Raw genomic sequence first — 15,302 nt, 5'->3', positions numbered from 1 at the left:
GTGGCCATGAGGGCGATGGCCTGCTTGCTCTGCTCCTCGGCAGACATGGTGGATATGGTGTTCTGCATCGAGAGGTTGTCGGGAGAGGAGATAGCGAAGCTGAGGTTCATCTTATCGACATAGTCCTTGATACGTATGCTGACGTTGAAGTTCACTCGCTGGGAACTCTTGCCATCAGAGGTGGGAACGGAGGCCTTGACCTTCTGTGTGGCGGTGAAGTTGAGGTAGGGGTTGGTCACCGAACCATTCCACGCTAGCGTACTCGTCGGGTCGATGGAGAACTGCTTGTTGCCCACCACTGGTAGGGTGTAGCTAAGATCCCCACCACCGCTCATCTCGTAGCGTCCGACGAGACTCATCTCGCCATAGGGTGGGTAGGTGAAGTTGAGTCGTCCACCTCCCTGCGCATGTACATAGTCCTGCCCATCGGCTGTAAGATCGGCTCCGATACGTACAGAGGGATCGACATTGATCGTGAGCCCGACATCCAGCCCCCCGAGGGAAGGGGGATCGACCTCAGCACGTTTGATGAAGAGCGTATCGGAGAAGTCCTTGAACTCCACGAGCTCGCCCATACGTTCGCTGCTCTGTAGAGGGTCTTCGCGTAGGACGTAGGTACAGTTCGTCCCGCTCAGGATGTTGAGGCTTCCTCGGACACGTAGGCCAGTCATAGGACCCGATACCCGCATGTTGGTCGAGGCGATGATGCGCCCATAGAGCAGCTGATCCTCTCGTGTTGGGCGAGGCTCGTTGAGCAGGGTTAGTTCGTCCGAGGTGATGCGTAGATCAGCACGAGCCTGTGGGGTGGTGCTGCGGGTGATGCTTCCGTCGATGTAGATCGCCTTCGTAGTGTCTACGGAGGGACGTATGGCATAGTGGTCGAAGAAGAGGTTGGACTGCTCCATCCTTAGCGGGATGCTATCTAGGCGTAGGTGCGTCCCATAGGTGTTGAGGTTTAGCACCCCTTGAGATAGTGCCAGTCGGCCAGATAGGATCGGGGCGGTTAGCTGTCCAGAGAGGCTTACTGTACCACCTGCAGTCCCCTCGAGAGATGCCCCACTGGCGAGGATGAAGGGGTTGGCTAGCTCGAGGGGGAAGGCATTGAGGGATAGTGTCCCCGAGAGTGGGGAGATACGCTGCTGTGGACGGTATATACCGTCGATCGTCATAGCAGACTGCCCGTTGTAGCCGATGTCAGCTGTGATGTAGTGCGAGGAGTTGTCTCGGGGCTCATAGAAGAGCGAGGCGGAGAAGTGCCCGAGCTTCTTGTCCTCGTAGCGGAAGCCCGTGAGGGAGAGATCCCCCGAGATCGTGGGCTGGGCGCTAAGGCCTCCCCTGCGCTCGTAGTGGACACCTGCGAAGATATTGCCTGCGACATCGGGTAGTCCTAGGCTACGGTAGTCCTCTAGGTGGAGGTTACTGATGTTGAGATCCACAGCCTGCACACCAGGCTCCTGCTCGGCTGCCTGGATGGAGATATCTCCATGTGCCTTGCTCGTCAAGGCGAGCGTCCCGAGGAGGAAGTTGTCCCGCTTGCGTAGCCTCAAGTGGTTCTCTTCGTTGAGGGCGAAGTCGGCATAGGCGATACGTACACGCTCCCGATCGAAGTGGAGCTGGTAGGCCTCTCCCTCCCACGAGCCCTGTATGTGTAGCTCATGCATGGCTTGCCCTCGTTCATCCTGCCATAGCAGACCCAGTGCACCCTCGTGGAGGGAGGTGCTGAGGTCAGCCTTGATGTCGAAGCCCTCTTGGTTGCGGAAGCGAGACTTATGTATTCCCGCAGAGAGCTGTAGGCTCATGCTATCCCCCCGTGCCGTGGGGTGGTGTAGGGTGGTGAGGTTTAGCTCAGTGCTGTTCACTCGTAGGGTATCGACTCTGAGGGCTGATACACGGATGTGCCCCATGATGCCCTGTGAGGGAGAGGTGTTGAGGTCGGCGGTTAGGGATCCGAAGGCAATGCTCTGCTCGGCGAGGTAGTAGCGTAGGGGATTGTTCTTGCCCATCGAGAGGGTAAGGTTTGCCTTTGGTAGCTGGCTGAGGAGATTACCTAGGTGGCCTTTGGGCGACTTCCCCGAGGAGATGAGTGTCCACTCGCTTAGGGCATCGGTGGAGAGCTTGGTCACTACACGTTGTAGGGAGCTAAGCCCAGAGGAGATGGAGAGACGTGAGCGCATGTCTCCCGAGCTGAGTGTGCCGAGGATCGTCTGCGGAGTCGTCGTGACCTCTAGATCGGCACGTGGTGGAGCGATGACCTCCTCACCGAGGGTGAAGTGCATGCTATCGACACTCGCTACGAAGCTGTGTGTATCCTGTAGGTCGGAGCGTAGCTCTCCCTCTAGGCGTAGCTTAGCCGCCATCGGGGTCTCACTTAGTCCGAGACGATGTAGATCTAGGTCAATGAGGTCAATACCGACGGCAGTCGTGATGCCACTCTTGGAGAGGATGCCATCGAGCTGTAGGGTGAGGTTAGCCCCTGGGTTCTCGCTGTTGAGCGATACCCCTAGGTAGCCCTTGTCAAGGCTCCCATCAAGGGTAAGGCCGTGTAGCTGTAGGCTACCCCAGCTAGCCTCGTGGAGTCGTCCCGAGATGCTCATGTGTGTGCGGGGGCTAAGTGGGTCGAAGCCCTGTCCTCGTACCACTATATCGGTACTCACCACCCCGATCGAGTCTAGGGGCATGAAGTGGCGGACATCCAGCCCAGTGACACGTAGGGTCGCCTCGTAGCTCTTGGTGGCCTCGTGGAAGCGTCCCTTCAGGGAGACAGAGCCCGTGCCCTCCGTGGCACTAAGGTCAGAGATGTAGCTCCCTCGGCGCAGGTCTACGTTGCCCCGTAGGGTAAGGTCTGCAGGTAGGCGATACTCCTTGGCTAGGTCGGGAGCGACGAGGGCAAGTAGGAGACTTGCCTTCTTGCCTAGCTTACCATCTAGGTAGAGCTTGCCTGCTCGTGTACGGGCATCGGTGAGTGCGTAGAGCTTGCCCTGCATGGATAGAGTGAGCACATCGGGCCAATGAAGCTTGGCCTCACTCAGTCGGAGCTCAGAGAGGCTACCCATACACCCGACCCGGAGTGAGATCGGGGCGATGAGCTGTCTGTGGGCTAGCTTGCCACGGAAGACACCACCTTGGTCTAGTTCCTCCAGCTCCTTGCCCGTGAAGGTCAGGATATCCTTTGTCCCTATCGAGGCCTCGGCTGAGAGGAGGAAGTGAGCCAAGCTATCGCCCTGCATGATGCTCCAGGGGAGGATCATATCGCCTCGGATGAAGGAGGCATCGGTCGTCAGATCTAGTCCCTCTAGCTCTATGCGTGTGCTGTCCATACGGTAGAGTCCCGAGAGGTGGATGAGCTTCAGCCCCGACTGCTCTCTGAACTGTCCCTGCCGGAGGCGAAGGGATAGGAGCATCCCTTCGGAGTCTATGTCCTCCGCCTCTAGGCGTATATCAGAGGCTAGGATATGCTGGTAGTCGAAGACGGGCTCTACAGAGATCCCTTGGTCGATGGCATAGCTGAGCTCACGACCCTCCAGACGGGCATGAGCTAGACGGAAGTGCATACGCTCTAGGTTGGCCTCCCCTCGTGTGGCCTTGAGGCTCGTGATCTGTGCTGTCACGAAGAGGGAGTCTAGGGGCATCTCTGCCTCTATCTGCGTCTGTGCTAGATCGAGTTCTCCAGCACGTATCAGCCAGCGAATGGTGTCGGAGTCCTTCTCCTTCTTCGTCGTGTCAGCGCTGTAGTAGTGGACATAGCCCCCTCGAGCCATGAGACGTCGTAGCTCTACCTGCTCTCTATCGAGGTCTACGAAGAGCTGCTCTACTGCCGCCTCAGGTAGGCGAGCCCTGAGGCGACTAAGACCGGTGCTGTCGGTATAGTTAATGGTGGCATCCTGCAGGTGAATGCGTGGCACCTCAAGGTGCTTGTCGAAGAGCGGCCTTAGGCTGGGCGAGAGAGACAGCGACCCTAGGGTCAGTAGGGTGTCACCCTCAGCCTTGATTACCTCTACTCCCGTCACATTCAGATCTAGGGGGAAGCCTAGGTGCAGACGATCAATATGCACCGTCATCCCCGTCCGCTCTGATAGGACCTTCGTCGCCTGTGCGACGACGAAGCGCTGCACAGGTGGGAGGTAGAGGAGGATAGAGAGCAGTAGGAGGAGCGCAAAGGGGGCGATGAGTATCCCTAGTATGATGCGCTTGATGGTCTTCGCTCTGGGCGACATGCCGTCTTCGTTGTCTTCTTTATAATATATGTGGGTGTCCCGCTCCTAGTGCTGTAGATACCAAGAGTAGAGACGCTGTACTCCGTCCTCGATCTCTACGGTGTGGTGCCAGCCTAGGCTGTGAAGCTTCTCTACGGAGGTGAGCTTGCGCATGGTGCCATCGGGCTTGGTGCTGTCCCACTCGATCACTCCCTGGTAGTCGGTCACCTTCGCTATGAGCTCAGCTAGGGCACGGATCGTCAGCTCCTTGCCCGTGCCGATATTGACGTGGCAGTTGCGTATCTCCTTGCCCTCGGGACAGAGGTTTCGGAAGTCTACATTCAGCAGGATATGCACCGAGGCATCTGCCATATCCTCACTCCAGAGGAACTCTCTGAGGGGACTGCCCGAACCCCATAGCTTCACTCGTCCGGGGTAGATGCCGAAGGGAGCAAGGAGCTCCGTCAGCTCGCCTTCGCTCATCCCCTCACGGTAGCCCGTGACGGGACGCTTCGTGAGGTCACGGAGGACGGCCTCTGTATCGTGCTCGCCGAGGCGTCCTGCTAGGTAGATCTTGCGGATCATAGCTGGTAGGACGTGGCTATTCTCTAGGTGGAAGTTGTCGTTGTAGCCGTAGAGGTTGGTGGGCATCACGGCTAGGTAGTTCGTGCCGTACTGGATGTTGAGGCTCTCACAGAGCTTGAGTCCTGCGATCTTCGCTATGGCGTAGGGCTCGTTCGTGTACTCCAGTGGTGCAGTGAGGAGCTCCTCCTCACGTATGGGTTGGTGCGCCTCACGTGGGTAGATACACGTACTGCCGAGGAAGAGCAGATCACGTACGTCGTGTCTGAAGGCCTCGCCAATGACATTCTGCTGGATCTGGAGGTTGTCGTAGATGAAGTCTGCCCGATAGGTGTTGTTGGCAAGTATCCCGCCCACATGTGCTGCGGCTAGGATCACGGCCTCGGGACGCTCCTCATCGAAGAACTGACGTACGGCTACGGCATCGGTTAGGTCTAGCTCGCTGTGGCTACGTCCAACGAGATTCGTAAAGCCTCGCTTCTGGAGGTTAGCCCAGATCGCCGACCCTACGAGTCCCCTATGTCCTGCGACATAGATCTTAGTCTCTGGTGTGATCTTAGCCATTAGAGTCGTCCCTCCCTATGAGTGGCTACATACTGCACGTCGTGCTCGACCATGAGACGTACGAGCTCCTCGAAGCTCGTCTTCTGCGGATTCCATCCCAGCAGGGTCTTGGCCTTCGTGGGGTCACCTAGCAGGGTCTCTACCTCTGCTGGGCGGAAGTACTTAGGATCGACCTCTACCAACACACGGCCCGTAGCCTGGTCTATCCCCTGCTCCTGGACGCCCTCACCCTGCCAGCGAAGCTCTATGCCCACATGTGCGAAGGCACGCTCGGTGAACTCACGGACAGAGTGCTGCTCACCCGTGGCGATCACAAAGTCCTCCGGCTGGTCATGCTGGAGCATCAGCCACATACACTCCACGTAGTCACGTGCATAGCCCCAGTCACGTAGGGCATCGAGGTTGCCTAGGTAGAGCTTGTCCTGCTGTCCTGCTGCGATACGGGCAGCGGCGAGGGTGATCTTCCTCGTGACGAAGGTTTCGCCTCGGCGCTCACTCTCGTGGTTGAAGAGGATGCCATTGACAGCGAACATCCCGTAGCTCTCTCGGTAGTTCTTCGTGATCCAGTAGCCGTAGAGCTTCGCTACACCATACGGTGAGCGGGGATAGAAGGGGGTCGTCTCACGCTGGGGTACCTCCTGCACGAGCCCGAAGAGCTCGGAGGTGGAGGCCTGATAGATCCTCGTCTTGCGCTCTAGCCCTAGGATACGTACTGCCTCTAGGAGTCTAAGTGTCCCCGTAGCATCTGCCTCGGCAGTGTACTCGGGTACATCGAAGGAGACCTTGACGTGGCTCTGTGCCGCTAGGTTGTAGATCTCATCGGGCTGTGTCATCTGAATAATGCGGATCAGCGAACTAGAGTCCGTCATATCCCCGTAGTGGAGGTTGATGGAGCGCTGCTGCTTCATATCGCGTACCCACTCGTCGAAGTAGAGGTGCTCGATACGACCAGTGTTGAAGGACGAAGAGCGGCGAATGATCCCATGCACCTCATAGCCCTTCTCTAGTAGGAATTCAGCGAGGAACGAGCCATCCTGACCCGTGATCCCCGTGATGAGTGCGACTTTGTTCACTGTACACATGTTTTACTACTGATGAATCTTTGGCACAAAGATACGTATATAATATAGGAGGTCGATACCCCCTAGGCAGGGGTGCGCACGGCCTGAGGACGAGATACCCCACCCTAGGGCTCATGCGTGCCGTGGGGTGGGGTATCGTCGGGGAGTATCTCGGTATCCTTAGTGCTGTCCTCGCTGGAAGCTCAGGATGCTGTTGCTTACCACACTTAGGCTGCTGAGCATCATCAGTCCACCTGCGAGCATGGGGCTCATCAGATAGCCCGTGAAGGGGTAGAGCACACCCGCTGCGATGGGGATAGCGGCGAGGTTGTAGATACAGGCCCAGAAGAGGTTCTGACGTATCGTCCCTAGTGTCCTATGGGCTAGGTCGAGGAGCTCCCCTACAGCCTCTAGGCTGGAGGAGCGTATGGTCACCATAGCCGTCTCCATCGCTAGGTCACTCCCCTGACCCATAGCGATGCTGAGGTCGGCGAGGGCAAGGGCGGCAGCGTCGTTGATCCCATCGCCCACCATCGCTACCCGATGACCCTCGGACTGTAGGCGACGGATATGCTCCGCCTTGCCCTCGGGGAGGACACCTGCGATATAGCTGATCCCACCGACTCGGTCTGCGACAGCCTCGGCGGCTCGTGCTCCGTCCCCCGTGAGCATCACGACCTCGATCCCTCTAGCTCTGAGGTGGGCAATGGCATCGCTGGAGGTAGGGCGGATGGTGTCTGATATGACGAGGACGGCCAGCACCTCCTCTTCGCTGGCGTAGAGGCTACAGGTCGCTCCTGCCCGTTCGCCTTCCTCCAGCACGCTCTGCGCCTCTGGGCTAAGGCTTATCCCCGCCTCCTCTACGAAGGCTCGGCTACCTACCCGATAGACTCGTCCCCCGATCGTGCCCTGCAGTCCCCTACCTGCGACCTCGGCGAAGGCAGAGACCTGCAGGGGATTGAGTGCCACCCTCAGCTCCTGCACGATGGCGGAGGCGAGGGGATGGGCGGAGAGCTGCTCCAGTCGGGAGAGTCGTAGGCGATCTACTCCACTACTGCCCGAGAGCCAGTGGATGTCCTGGACGATGGGGCGACCCTCCGTGATCGTCCCCGTCTTGTCCAGCACGATGGTGTCTATATGCTGTGCTGCCTCTAGGCTCTCCGCACTGCGGATGAGGATCCCCCTGCTCGCTCCCTGACCGATCCCGACTATGATAGCTGTCGGGGTGGCTAACCCTAGGGCGCAGGGGCAGGCGATGATCAGCACGGTGACGGCAGCTACGAGTCCCTGCGTAGCTCCTCCCTCGGGGACGAGGAGGAACCACAGAGCCCAGGTAAGGAGTGCGATGAGGACGATCACGGGGACGAAGATGCGGGCGATGCGATCCACGAGTCTCTGTATCGGAGCTCGGCTGGACTGCGCCTCCTGCACGAGACGGATGATACGAGCTAGTAGCGTGGCTCGTCCTACCTCACTGGCTCGGTAGGTGAGGGAGCCCGAGCCGTTCAGTGTGCCGGCGTAGACCTGTGCCCCTGCGGTCTTGGCCACGGGGATGGGTTCGCCACTGATGAGCTGCTCATCGGCATAGGACTCACCCTCTACGACTAGGCCATCGACGGCAAAAAGTGCTCCAGGCTGTGCCCTAAGGAGCATCCCTGGCTCGACCTCCTCGACGGAGATCATGCGCTCCTGCTCCCCCTCGACTAGGAGGACTTCCCTCGGTTGGCTACCCATGAGCTGTCGTAGGGCAGTGGCTGTCCTACGCTGTGCCCGAGCCTCGATCACCTTGCCTAGCAGGACAAAGGCAATCGTCATCGAGGCTGCCTCGAAGTACAAGTGGTGCAGGTGGTGCTCCGCCCCTGAGGCGAAGTACTCCCCGAGGTGCACGAGACTGAAGACGAAGGCCGTCCCCGTGCTCAGTGCCACGAGCAGATCCATCCCTGCAGCACGTGCCCGTAGCTGCTGCCAGCCACGGGTATAGAAGCCCCGCCCCGAGACTAGGAGGACGATCGCGGTGAGTAGAGCCGAGACTGAGGCCTTGAGCGGTGTGATGGGGTGCGCCATCATCAGCCCCATGACGATGAGTGAGAGCAGGATGGCGAGCACCGCTTGGCGTCGCTGGGTACGCTCCTGACTGTGGCGAAGGGCTTCGATCTCCTCGGGGCTCGCCTCGTCGATACGTAGGTCGTAGCCCATGCTGGCTACGGCATCCCGCAGATCCTCGGGCGAGCACTGCTTCTCATCATATACAACGAAGGCTGTAGCAGCCGATAGATTGACGCTGGCGGAGGAGACGCCCGTGACGCCCTCTAGTGCCTTCGTGGCATGCGAGGCACAGGCGGCGCAGTGGAGCCCGAGTAGGGGAAATGTTTTCTTAATCATACCTAGACCAAATCTACAATATATGAGATATCGAAGGACTTGCCCCATTCTCTGGTCAGCAGGGGCACTCCTTCCTCGTGTAGAGAACACCCCAGCACGTGAGCGGTTCATCCCGCAGGCTTCCTCCTCTCGCTCCTTCCCCCGTCTCTCTGACCTCCGCTTCCGTGCTCCTCCTCCCATCCTTCCGCACTCCGCCCCCTCCCTGCTCACCTCTTAGGCTTCCGCCCCTCTATTCCTTCCTCCGTCTTTCCACACCCCTATCCCCGCTCGCTTCTATTCCAAACATAACCCTCGCGCGCGTATATATTATGGTAGGGCATGGGGGGGTAGGGTGGGAGGGTGTCTCCTCTCTCGGTGAAGGGAGGAGGGGTGAGTCGCTTTTTCCCCTCGCGTAATGTGCTATGTGTCAGTCGTTCCGAGAGGGCGAAAACGCTCTTACCGAGAACGCACTTGCGCTCTCGGTAAGAGCGCCTCTGTCTTCTTACCTAGATGATGAATGCGTTCATTATAGGAGTACAAGTGCGCTCTCGGTATGTTCGTTTTTGCACCCTCGGAGTGTCCCAGATAGAGGGTGTGGGAGAGCTCGGGGGGGCGAGCCCATCTGTACGTCCATAGATCGGGTGAGGCGGGCGAGGCTCATGGGGCGGATAAGTCCCCTGTGCAAAGGGGAAAAGGGAATAAGGATGAAGGCTATTTGTATAAGTGCGTTTTTTTTAGTTACTTTGCAGACCGATTGTAGAATTCTCTCGAGAGAGGAGATCACTGCAAGTCGCTCATAGCGTTAGAAATAACAAACTAAAATATAGAGTTCAATGTCAAAGATTTGTCAGATTACAGGCAAGAAGGCCATGGTCGGCAACAACGTCTCACACTCCAATCGTAAGACGAAGCGCCGCTTTGATGTCAACCTGTTTACGAAGAAGTTCTTCTGGCCCGAAGAAGGGTGCTGGATCGTGCTGAAGCTATCAGCATCAGGGCTTCGACTCATCAATAAGATCGGGCTCGATGCTGCTATACGTCAGGCAGCTGAGAAGGGCTATCTAAGTGAAATCAAGGTAAAGTAGGGACATCATCATGGCAAAGAAAGCTAAGGGAAATAGAGTGCAGGTTATACTCGAATGCACCGAACATAAGGACAGTGGTCTGCCCGGGACTTCTCGCTATATCACGACGAAGAATCGTAAGAACACCACTGAGCGTCTTGAGCTGAAGAAGTACAATCCGATCCTCAAGCGCATGACCATCCACAAGGAAATCAAGTAAGGAGATAAGACAATGGCAAAGAAAGCAGTCGCATCGTTCAAGAAGGCAGACGGCCGTACCTACGCTAAGGTAATCAAGATGGTCAAGTCTCCTAAGACTGGGGCCTATACCTTCCAGGAGGAAATGGTGCCCAACGAAGCTGTGAAGGAATACTTCTCTTAGTAGAGACGTCTACCCTTCGCTAGACCCCGCTCTGTAGTCCTGTACTGGAGAGCGTCGCACCCCACTAGAGAGGCTGCCCCACGCTGATGCAAGCGGGCAGCCTCTTCTCTGTAGAGTAGACCCCTACTCCCCCATCCCCCGACACCACAACGCAATCCCCCCACCCACACTCTAGCACGAGTATATGCCCCCCAAGAAAGATAATACAGACCGCATCCAGCTCCTGAGCAATGAGCGTATCCCCAAGCTCCTCTTCCACTACGGTGTCCCCGCTGTCGTGGGGACGATGGTCAATGCCCTCTATAGTGTCGTAGACCGTATCTTCATCGGGCAGGGAGTCAGCGAGTTCGCCATCACGGGACTCGCACTGACCTTCCCGATCCTACTCTTCGTACAGGCCTTCGGGATGCTGATCGGGGTGGGTGCCTCCTCACGTGTCTCCATCCTCCTCGGTGAGGGCAAGCATGACGAGGCAGAGAATATCCTGAGCAATGCCCTGCTGCTGACGATCGTGACTCAGGTGCTTACGCTAGTGCCGGTGATGATCTGGCTCGAGGAGATCCTACGGGCCTTAGGGGCGAACGACCGGACACTCCCCTTCGCCTACGACTATCTGAAGATCATGATCCCAGGGAACATCTTCTCGACACTCTGCTTTAGCTTTAATGCGATCATGCGTGCCTCGGGTTACCCCTACAAGGCGATGATCACGATGCTCATCGGGGCAGGGCTCAATACCCTACTGGATGCGGTCTTCATCTACGGCTTTGGCTGGGGTATCGAGGGGGCAGCATGGGCGACGGTGATCGCTATGGCCGTGTCGGCAGCCTTCGTGATGCAGCACTTCCTCGATAGCAAGAGCGAGGTACAGTTCCATAAGCGGAATATGCGCTTCTCTTCGGAGCAGATCATGGCGATCCTGTCGATCGGGATGTCGCCCTTCTTCCTCCAGCTACTTAGTAGTGGCGTTACCTTCCTGATCAACTCCTCGCTGGCCGAGCATGCAGGCTCCCCGATCATGGCCGACCGAGCAGTCGGAGCCTACGGGATCATCAATAGCATTGCGCTGGTGGGCTTCATGTTCATGCTCGGTATAGCTCAGGGGATGCAGCCCATCATAGGCTTCAACTATGGGGCGAAGGCTATGGGACGTGTGCGTCAGACCTTTAGGATCTGTGCTACGACGAACTTCGGTATCGGGCTCTTCGTGAATATCGTGGCTCTGATCGCCCCGAGCTTCCTCGCCTCACTCTTCACCAGCTCTCCCGAGATGATTGAGGCCTCGGCTCACGCCCTACGTCTATGTCTCTATGGCTTTGCCTTCGTGGGCTTCCAGGTGACGGCGACGCAGTTCTTCCAGAGCATAGGCTTCGGGGGCAAGGCTCTACTACTGAGTCTCTCTAGGCAAATACTCTTCCTCATCCCAGCGCTCTTTGCCTTCCCCCTGCTGTGGGGCAGTACAGGGGTGTGGGTAGCACTTCCCTTCTCCGATATCAGCTCTGGGGTGCTGGGGATGGCTCTGATGTACTATCAGTTCCGCCTCTTTGAAAAGCAGCACGCTCGGGTGGAGACGCTCTAGCTGAGCTCGGATATTACGCACTATATAGCTATGGTCTATCTGTATTCAGTCCTCTGCTGTCTCTTCCTCTTCCCCTACTTCGGTTGGCGAGGGGGGCAGGCTCTAGGGCCTAAGGGACGTCGGTTCCTCTGGGGATTACTAGCTCTGGTCTTCTTCCTCTTTATCCTAGCCCTCTTCATCCATCGCTCGATCCAGGCAGACTGGATGAGTCATGTGATGAATGGCAGTGTGTACATCTTCTTCTCCTCGATGTATGCAGCAGGTGTGCTGGTGCTGGTGGAGGTGCTCCGCTACGTCGATCGGCGTCTCTTCGGGTTCTACACGTATGCCCCCCTGTGGCAGAAGAAGCTTATGCGCCAGGGCTCCTTGGTGCTGGCATTAGTGGTCTTCATCGTGACGCTCTTCATCGGGTATCACAATGTGCGCTACCCCGTGGTACTGCACCATGACCTCTACCTCAAGCGTCTTACTCCCGAGGGAGCAAAGGCCGAGAAGCGTATGCGTCTGGTCTTCTTCTCCGACCTACACATCGGCGAGGCTATGACTCCGCCCTATGTGGAGCGTGCCGTGGAGCTGATCATGGCACAGCGACCAGACCTGATCCTCTGTGGAGGGGACTATATCGACCACCTGAGTGAGTATGCCTACGACCCTCGGGTCATGAAGGTGATGCGTAGACTAAAGGCGCCCCTCGGAGTGTACTTCGTCCTCGGGAATCACGAGTACCGAGCCGACACACTCTCCAATATCCGCTTCGTCAAGGAGATCGGAGCTACACTCCTTAGGGATAGTGTTGCCTATCCGGGGGATAGCCTACTGACGCTCATCGGTAGAGACGATGCTATCTACGGCGACCGAATGCCCTACGAGCGCATCACAGCGGGGATTGATCCTAGTCGACGACCCGTGCTACTGATGGAGCATACTCCGGGCTCTATCGACAGCCTAGCGGGCTCTCCCGTAGACCTCATGCTGTGCGGTCATACGCACGGCGGACAGATCTGGCCGGGGCAAGCGATGGTGTGGTGGAAGTTTGGGATTGCCTCAGGTACAAGAGACTACGACGACAAGCAGGTCTGTGTGAGCTCGGGTATCGGCTCTGCTGGAGCGACCTATCGGGTGGGTACACGTAGTGAGATCCGAGTCTACGACCTCTACTGGTAGCGTATCCGTGATGTAGGGAGATGGGTTGACGAGCTTGATCTGGCTACTCTGCTGTGATCTCTGCGGGTAGAGCACCGGCGATATAAGGGGCTCAGCTAAGCCTAATGCCTTGGCCTCGACTCCACTTCCTCCCAACACCTATCACCCACCTATCACCCAACCTAAGCTCTCTGTCCTAGGCTAGGGAACAAAATAACAGCGAGAGCAAGATCCCTCACATGAAGGGAATCTTGCTCTCGCTCTGTATAAGGGGGCTGGGGGACAAGTCCCACAGCCTCTACCTTAGGGGTCTGTGTATTGGGTGGGGACTACTTGAGTAGTGCCTCCATCTCCTCGGCCTTCTCCTCGAGGCACTCTAGGTAGCGTAGCTGGGCACGGGTACGCTGGAGGTTGTGCTCGGGATGGTGTACCTTGAAGTACTTGTCTCCATCGATGTAGTCAGCTAGGAAGCGCACGGTCTGCATGTAGGTCATCAGACGTCCTCCGTAGGCGATGAGGCTACGCTCGGTGGGGTTGAGGAACTTGCCAGCGGTGGAGAGATAGCCCTCTACGAAGGCCTTGTAGATGGGCATATTCACCCCGATCTTCGATAGATCAGCTTCGTCCTCTGCGGCTAGGTTGACACCTGTGCGGATGAAGTCCCCTACATCACTCAGGATGTAGCCTGGCATCACCGTATCCCAGTCTACGACACATAGGACACAGCCGCTCTTGTCGAAGAGGACGTTATCCACCTTAGTGTCGCAGTGGATGGTACGCTTGGGGAGCTTACCCTCCTCGTATAGTCGCTCCTGCTGGAGCATCTTATCGGCACGCTTGTCGATCTCGGCGAGGATATCTCGTACGCCGGCTACACGTCCGACGGGGTCCTTCTCTACGGCTTCGCGTAGCTGACGTAGGCGGAAGGGCATGCTGTGGAAGTCAATGATGGTCTCACCGAGCGTTCCCTCAGGGATGTCAGAGAGCATCTCCTCAAAGTGTCCGAAGGCCTCACCTGCGCAGCGTGCTGCCTCGGGGGTGAGCTCGCTCATGCTCATGCTCTCGGGGATGAAGCGACAGACGCGCCAGTAGTTCTCCCCATCGTAGTAGTAATTCTTCGTCGAGTCACTTAGTAGGGGATAGAAGTGTAGGTACTTGCGCTCTAGGTCACGATCACCTGCCTCCTGGAGCCTCTGGTGCATACGCTCCGAGACGATGGCTACATTACGCTGTAGCACCTCGATACGAGGGAAGACATGGTGATTGATGCGCTGTAGTATCCAGCGACGTGTGCCCTCACGGTCGGTCACGGCATAGGTGTCGTTGATGTGTCCATTCCCGAAGGGGAGGACCTCGCCAATCTCCTCTAGAGGGACGAACTGGCTAATGATCTGCTTCATCTCAGGTGTCTATTTCGTTAGTTAGTAAATGCTTGTTGTATCTACTTTACCTTACAAATATAGGATAAAAAGCTATGCACCGCTACAGCCCTCGGCCGTAGCGGTGCATAGCGTATATAGTTAATCCGTGATAACTACGTGGGGATTAGAAGCGGTAGCCGAGACCGAGGAAGAACGAAGTGTTCTTGCTGCTGAGCTTATCCGTAGCTTCCTTGAAGCTGTTGACCATGCCGAGGTCGGTGCCTAGACGTACGTAGACCTTGCTGAACTCAAGAGCGGCAGAGGCATTGATGCCCATGTCGAAGCGATTGTACTGCTTTTCCTTGAAGGCATCATAGGCAGACTTGATCCCTCCCTTGATCCCTGCGAGGGTACGGACAGAGGAGCTAACCCCGTAGGAGAAGGTAGGACCGAACTCCGCCGAGACAGCCAGACCCTCAGAGAGGGGGATACGGATACCGAGGGTTACGGGCACGGAGATATAGTTCAGTGTGTTGGAGACCGTCTCCGTCTTTTGGTTGCTTGTCAGTTCCTGCTTGTTACCCTCTTGACGGAAGGTAATCCCTGGGGCGATGTATACGCCACTAGCGACACCGATCTCAACGGCGAGACCAGCACGGAAGCCTGGGTGGATCTTCAGACCGTTGACGTCTGACCCGTTAGCATCCTTAGCTACTGTGCGAGCAATATTAGCTGCTACTTCGATACGAGGATTAATCTGTGCCTGGGCAGCGAAGGATGTAGCGACCAGAGCTACCGCTGCGAAAAATAGCTTCTTCATTATCTTGCTTTCTATATTTCCATTGCGTGACAATAGGCCACGCATTCTACCGCAAAGTTAGGGATTATTCCCATAACGCCTCGGTAGTGCCCTTTCCTCCCCGCTCGTATATCCTCCTAAACGATGGCGCTAGAGCTTGTGGGCAAAGGCGAACCAGGTCAAGTGTATCACCCTATCCCATGTCCACCTAGA

The 15,302-nt window shown here is 57.1% G+C and carries 12 protein-coding genes; 6 read left to right on the top strand and 6 right to left on the bottom strand.

The features are described 5' to 3' along the window. From QZ554_RS01520 to QZ554_RS01505, 4 genes are all read right to left on the bottom strand, one after another. Positions 1–4,214: translocation/assembly module TamB domain-containing protein (locus QZ554_RS01520; RefSeq protein WP_297193749.1), on the bottom strand; the 4,214-nt coding region annotated here is incomplete at its 3' end. 45 nt (positions 4,215–4,259) lie between these two features. Next, positions 4,260–5,339, bottom strand: coding sequence for a GDP-L-fucose synthase (locus QZ554_RS01515; RefSeq protein WP_297193747.1), 1,080 nt, complete (start codon positions 5,337–5,339; stop codon positions 4,260–4,262). Further along, on the bottom strand, positions 5,339–6,421 hold the full coding sequence (gmd, locus tag QZ554_RS01510; protein WP_297193746.1) for a GDP-mannose 4,6-dehydratase: 1,083 nt from the start codon (positions 6,419–6,421) through the stop codon (positions 5,339–5,341). Before gmd ends, QZ554_RS01515 begins: the two co-directional genes overlap by 1 nt. Before the next feature lie 159 nt (positions 6,422–6,580). Next, the gene (locus QZ554_RS01505) at positions 6,581–8,782 is read right to left on the bottom strand and encodes a heavy metal translocating P-type ATPase (RefSeq protein ID WP_297193745.1); all 2,202 of its coding nucleotides are present in this window, start codon (positions 8,780–8,782) and stop codon (positions 6,581–6,583) included. A 22-nt stretch (positions 8,783–8,804) separates the two neighbouring features. Here QZ554_RS01505 and QZ554_RS01500 point away from each other — a divergent pair, with 22 nt between their 5' ends. The 6 genes from QZ554_RS01500 to QZ554_RS01475 all read left to right on the top strand — a co-directional run bounded on the left by QZ554_RS01500 (position 8,805) and on the right by QZ554_RS01475 (position 12,950). Further along, positions 8,805–8,999 carry a hypothetical protein gene (locus QZ554_RS01500; protein WP_297193743.1) on the top strand — a complete coding sequence of 65 codons (195 nt, stop codon included), beginning with the start codon at positions 8,805–8,807 and terminating at the stop codon, positions 8,997–8,999. A gap of 595 nt (positions 9,000–9,594) precedes the next feature. Beyond that, a complete protein-coding gene (gene rpmB / locus QZ554_RS01495) occupies positions 9,595–9,846 on the top strand; it encodes a 50S ribosomal protein L28 (RefSeq protein ID WP_044167975.1) in 252 nt (83 codons plus the stop codon). Positions 9,847–9,856: 10 nt separating this feature from the next. Further along, positions 9,857–10,045, top strand: a complete 189-nt coding sequence (gene rpmG, locus QZ554_RS01490; protein WP_297177038.1) for a 50S ribosomal protein L33 — start codon at positions 9,857–9,859, stop codon at positions 10,043–10,045. Between the two features lie 12 nt (positions 10,046–10,057). Next, complete coding sequence (locus tag QZ554_RS01485; RefSeq protein ID WP_297193740.1) at positions 10,058–10,207, top strand: DUF4295 domain-containing protein; 150 nt, start codon at positions 10,058–10,060, stop codon at positions 10,205–10,207. A gap of 184 nt (positions 10,208–10,391) precedes the next feature. Then, on the top strand, positions 10,392–11,786 hold the full coding sequence (locus QZ554_RS01480; protein WP_297193739.1) for an MATE family efflux transporter: 1,395 nt from the start codon (positions 10,392–10,394) through the stop codon (positions 11,784–11,786). Positions 11,787–11,816: 30 nt separating this feature from the next. Continuing rightward, on the top strand, positions 11,817–12,950 hold the full coding sequence (locus tag QZ554_RS01475; RefSeq protein WP_297193735.1) for a metallophosphoesterase: 1,134 nt from the start codon (positions 11,817–11,819) through the stop codon (positions 12,948–12,950). Between the two features lie 308 nt (positions 12,951–13,258). Here the strand turns inward: QZ554_RS01475 and QZ554_RS01470 are convergent, their stop codons facing one another. Beyond that, positions 13,259–14,329, bottom strand: a complete 1,071-nt coding sequence (locus tag QZ554_RS01470; protein ID WP_297193733.1) for an aminoglycoside phosphotransferase family protein — start codon at positions 14,327–14,329, stop codon at positions 13,259–13,261. 145 nt (positions 14,330–14,474) lie between these two features. Continuing rightward, positions 14,475–15,110, bottom strand: coding sequence for an outer membrane beta-barrel protein (locus tag QZ554_RS01465; protein WP_297193731.1), 636 nt, complete (start codon positions 15,108–15,110; stop codon positions 14,475–14,477). Positions 15,111–15,302: the final 192 nt, after the last annotated feature.

Source organism: uncultured Porphyromonas sp. (assembly GCF_915070105.1).
Lineage (GTDB): Bacteria > Bacteroidota > Bacteroidia > Bacteroidales > Porphyromonadaceae > Porphyromonas.
The sequence above is the reverse complement of the archived record's forward strand: the minus strand, read 5'-3'. Positions and strand labels throughout refer to the sequence as shown.

Bases quoted from the DNA above. Each gene is read 5' to 3' on its own strand.
- QZ554_RS01515 (WP_297193747.1), bottom strand. From the start codon at position 5,339: ATGGCTAAGATCACACCAGAGACTAAGATCTATGTCGCAGGACATAGG.
- gmd (WP_297193746.1), bottom strand. From the start codon at position 6,421: ATGTGTACAGTGAACAAAGTCGCACTCATCACGGGGATCACGGGTCAG.
- QZ554_RS01505 (WP_297193745.1), bottom strand. From the start codon at position 8,782: ATGATTAAGAAAACATTTCCCCTACTCGGGCTCCACTGCGCCGCCTGT.
- QZ554_RS01500 (WP_297193743.1), top strand. From the start codon at position 8,805: ATGAGATATCGAAGGACTTGCCCCATTCTCTGGTCAGCAGGGGCACTC.
- rpmB (WP_044167975.1), top strand. From the start codon at position 9,595: ATGTCAAAGATTTGTCAGATTACAGGCAAGAAGGCCATGGTCGGCAAC.
- rpmG (WP_297177038.1), top strand. From the start codon at position 9,857: ATGGCAAAGAAAGCTAAGGGAAATAGAGTGCAGGTTATACTCGAATGC.
- QZ554_RS01485 (WP_297193740.1), top strand. From the start codon at position 10,058: ATGGCAAAGAAAGCAGTCGCATCGTTCAAGAAGGCAGACGGCCGTACC.
- QZ554_RS01480 (WP_297193739.1), top strand. From the start codon at position 10,392: ATGCCCCCCAAGAAAGATAATACAGACCGCATCCAGCTCCTGAGCAAT.
- QZ554_RS01475 (WP_297193735.1), top strand. From the start codon at position 11,817: ATGGTCTATCTGTATTCAGTCCTCTGCTGTCTCTTCCTCTTCCCCTAC.
- QZ554_RS01470 (WP_297193733.1), bottom strand. From the start codon at position 14,329: ATGAAGCAGATCATTAGCCAGTTCGTCCCTCTAGAGGAGATTGGCGAG.
- QZ554_RS01465 (WP_297193731.1), bottom strand. From the start codon at position 15,110: ATGAAGAAGCTATTTTTCGCAGCGGTAGCTCTGGTCGCTACATCCTTC.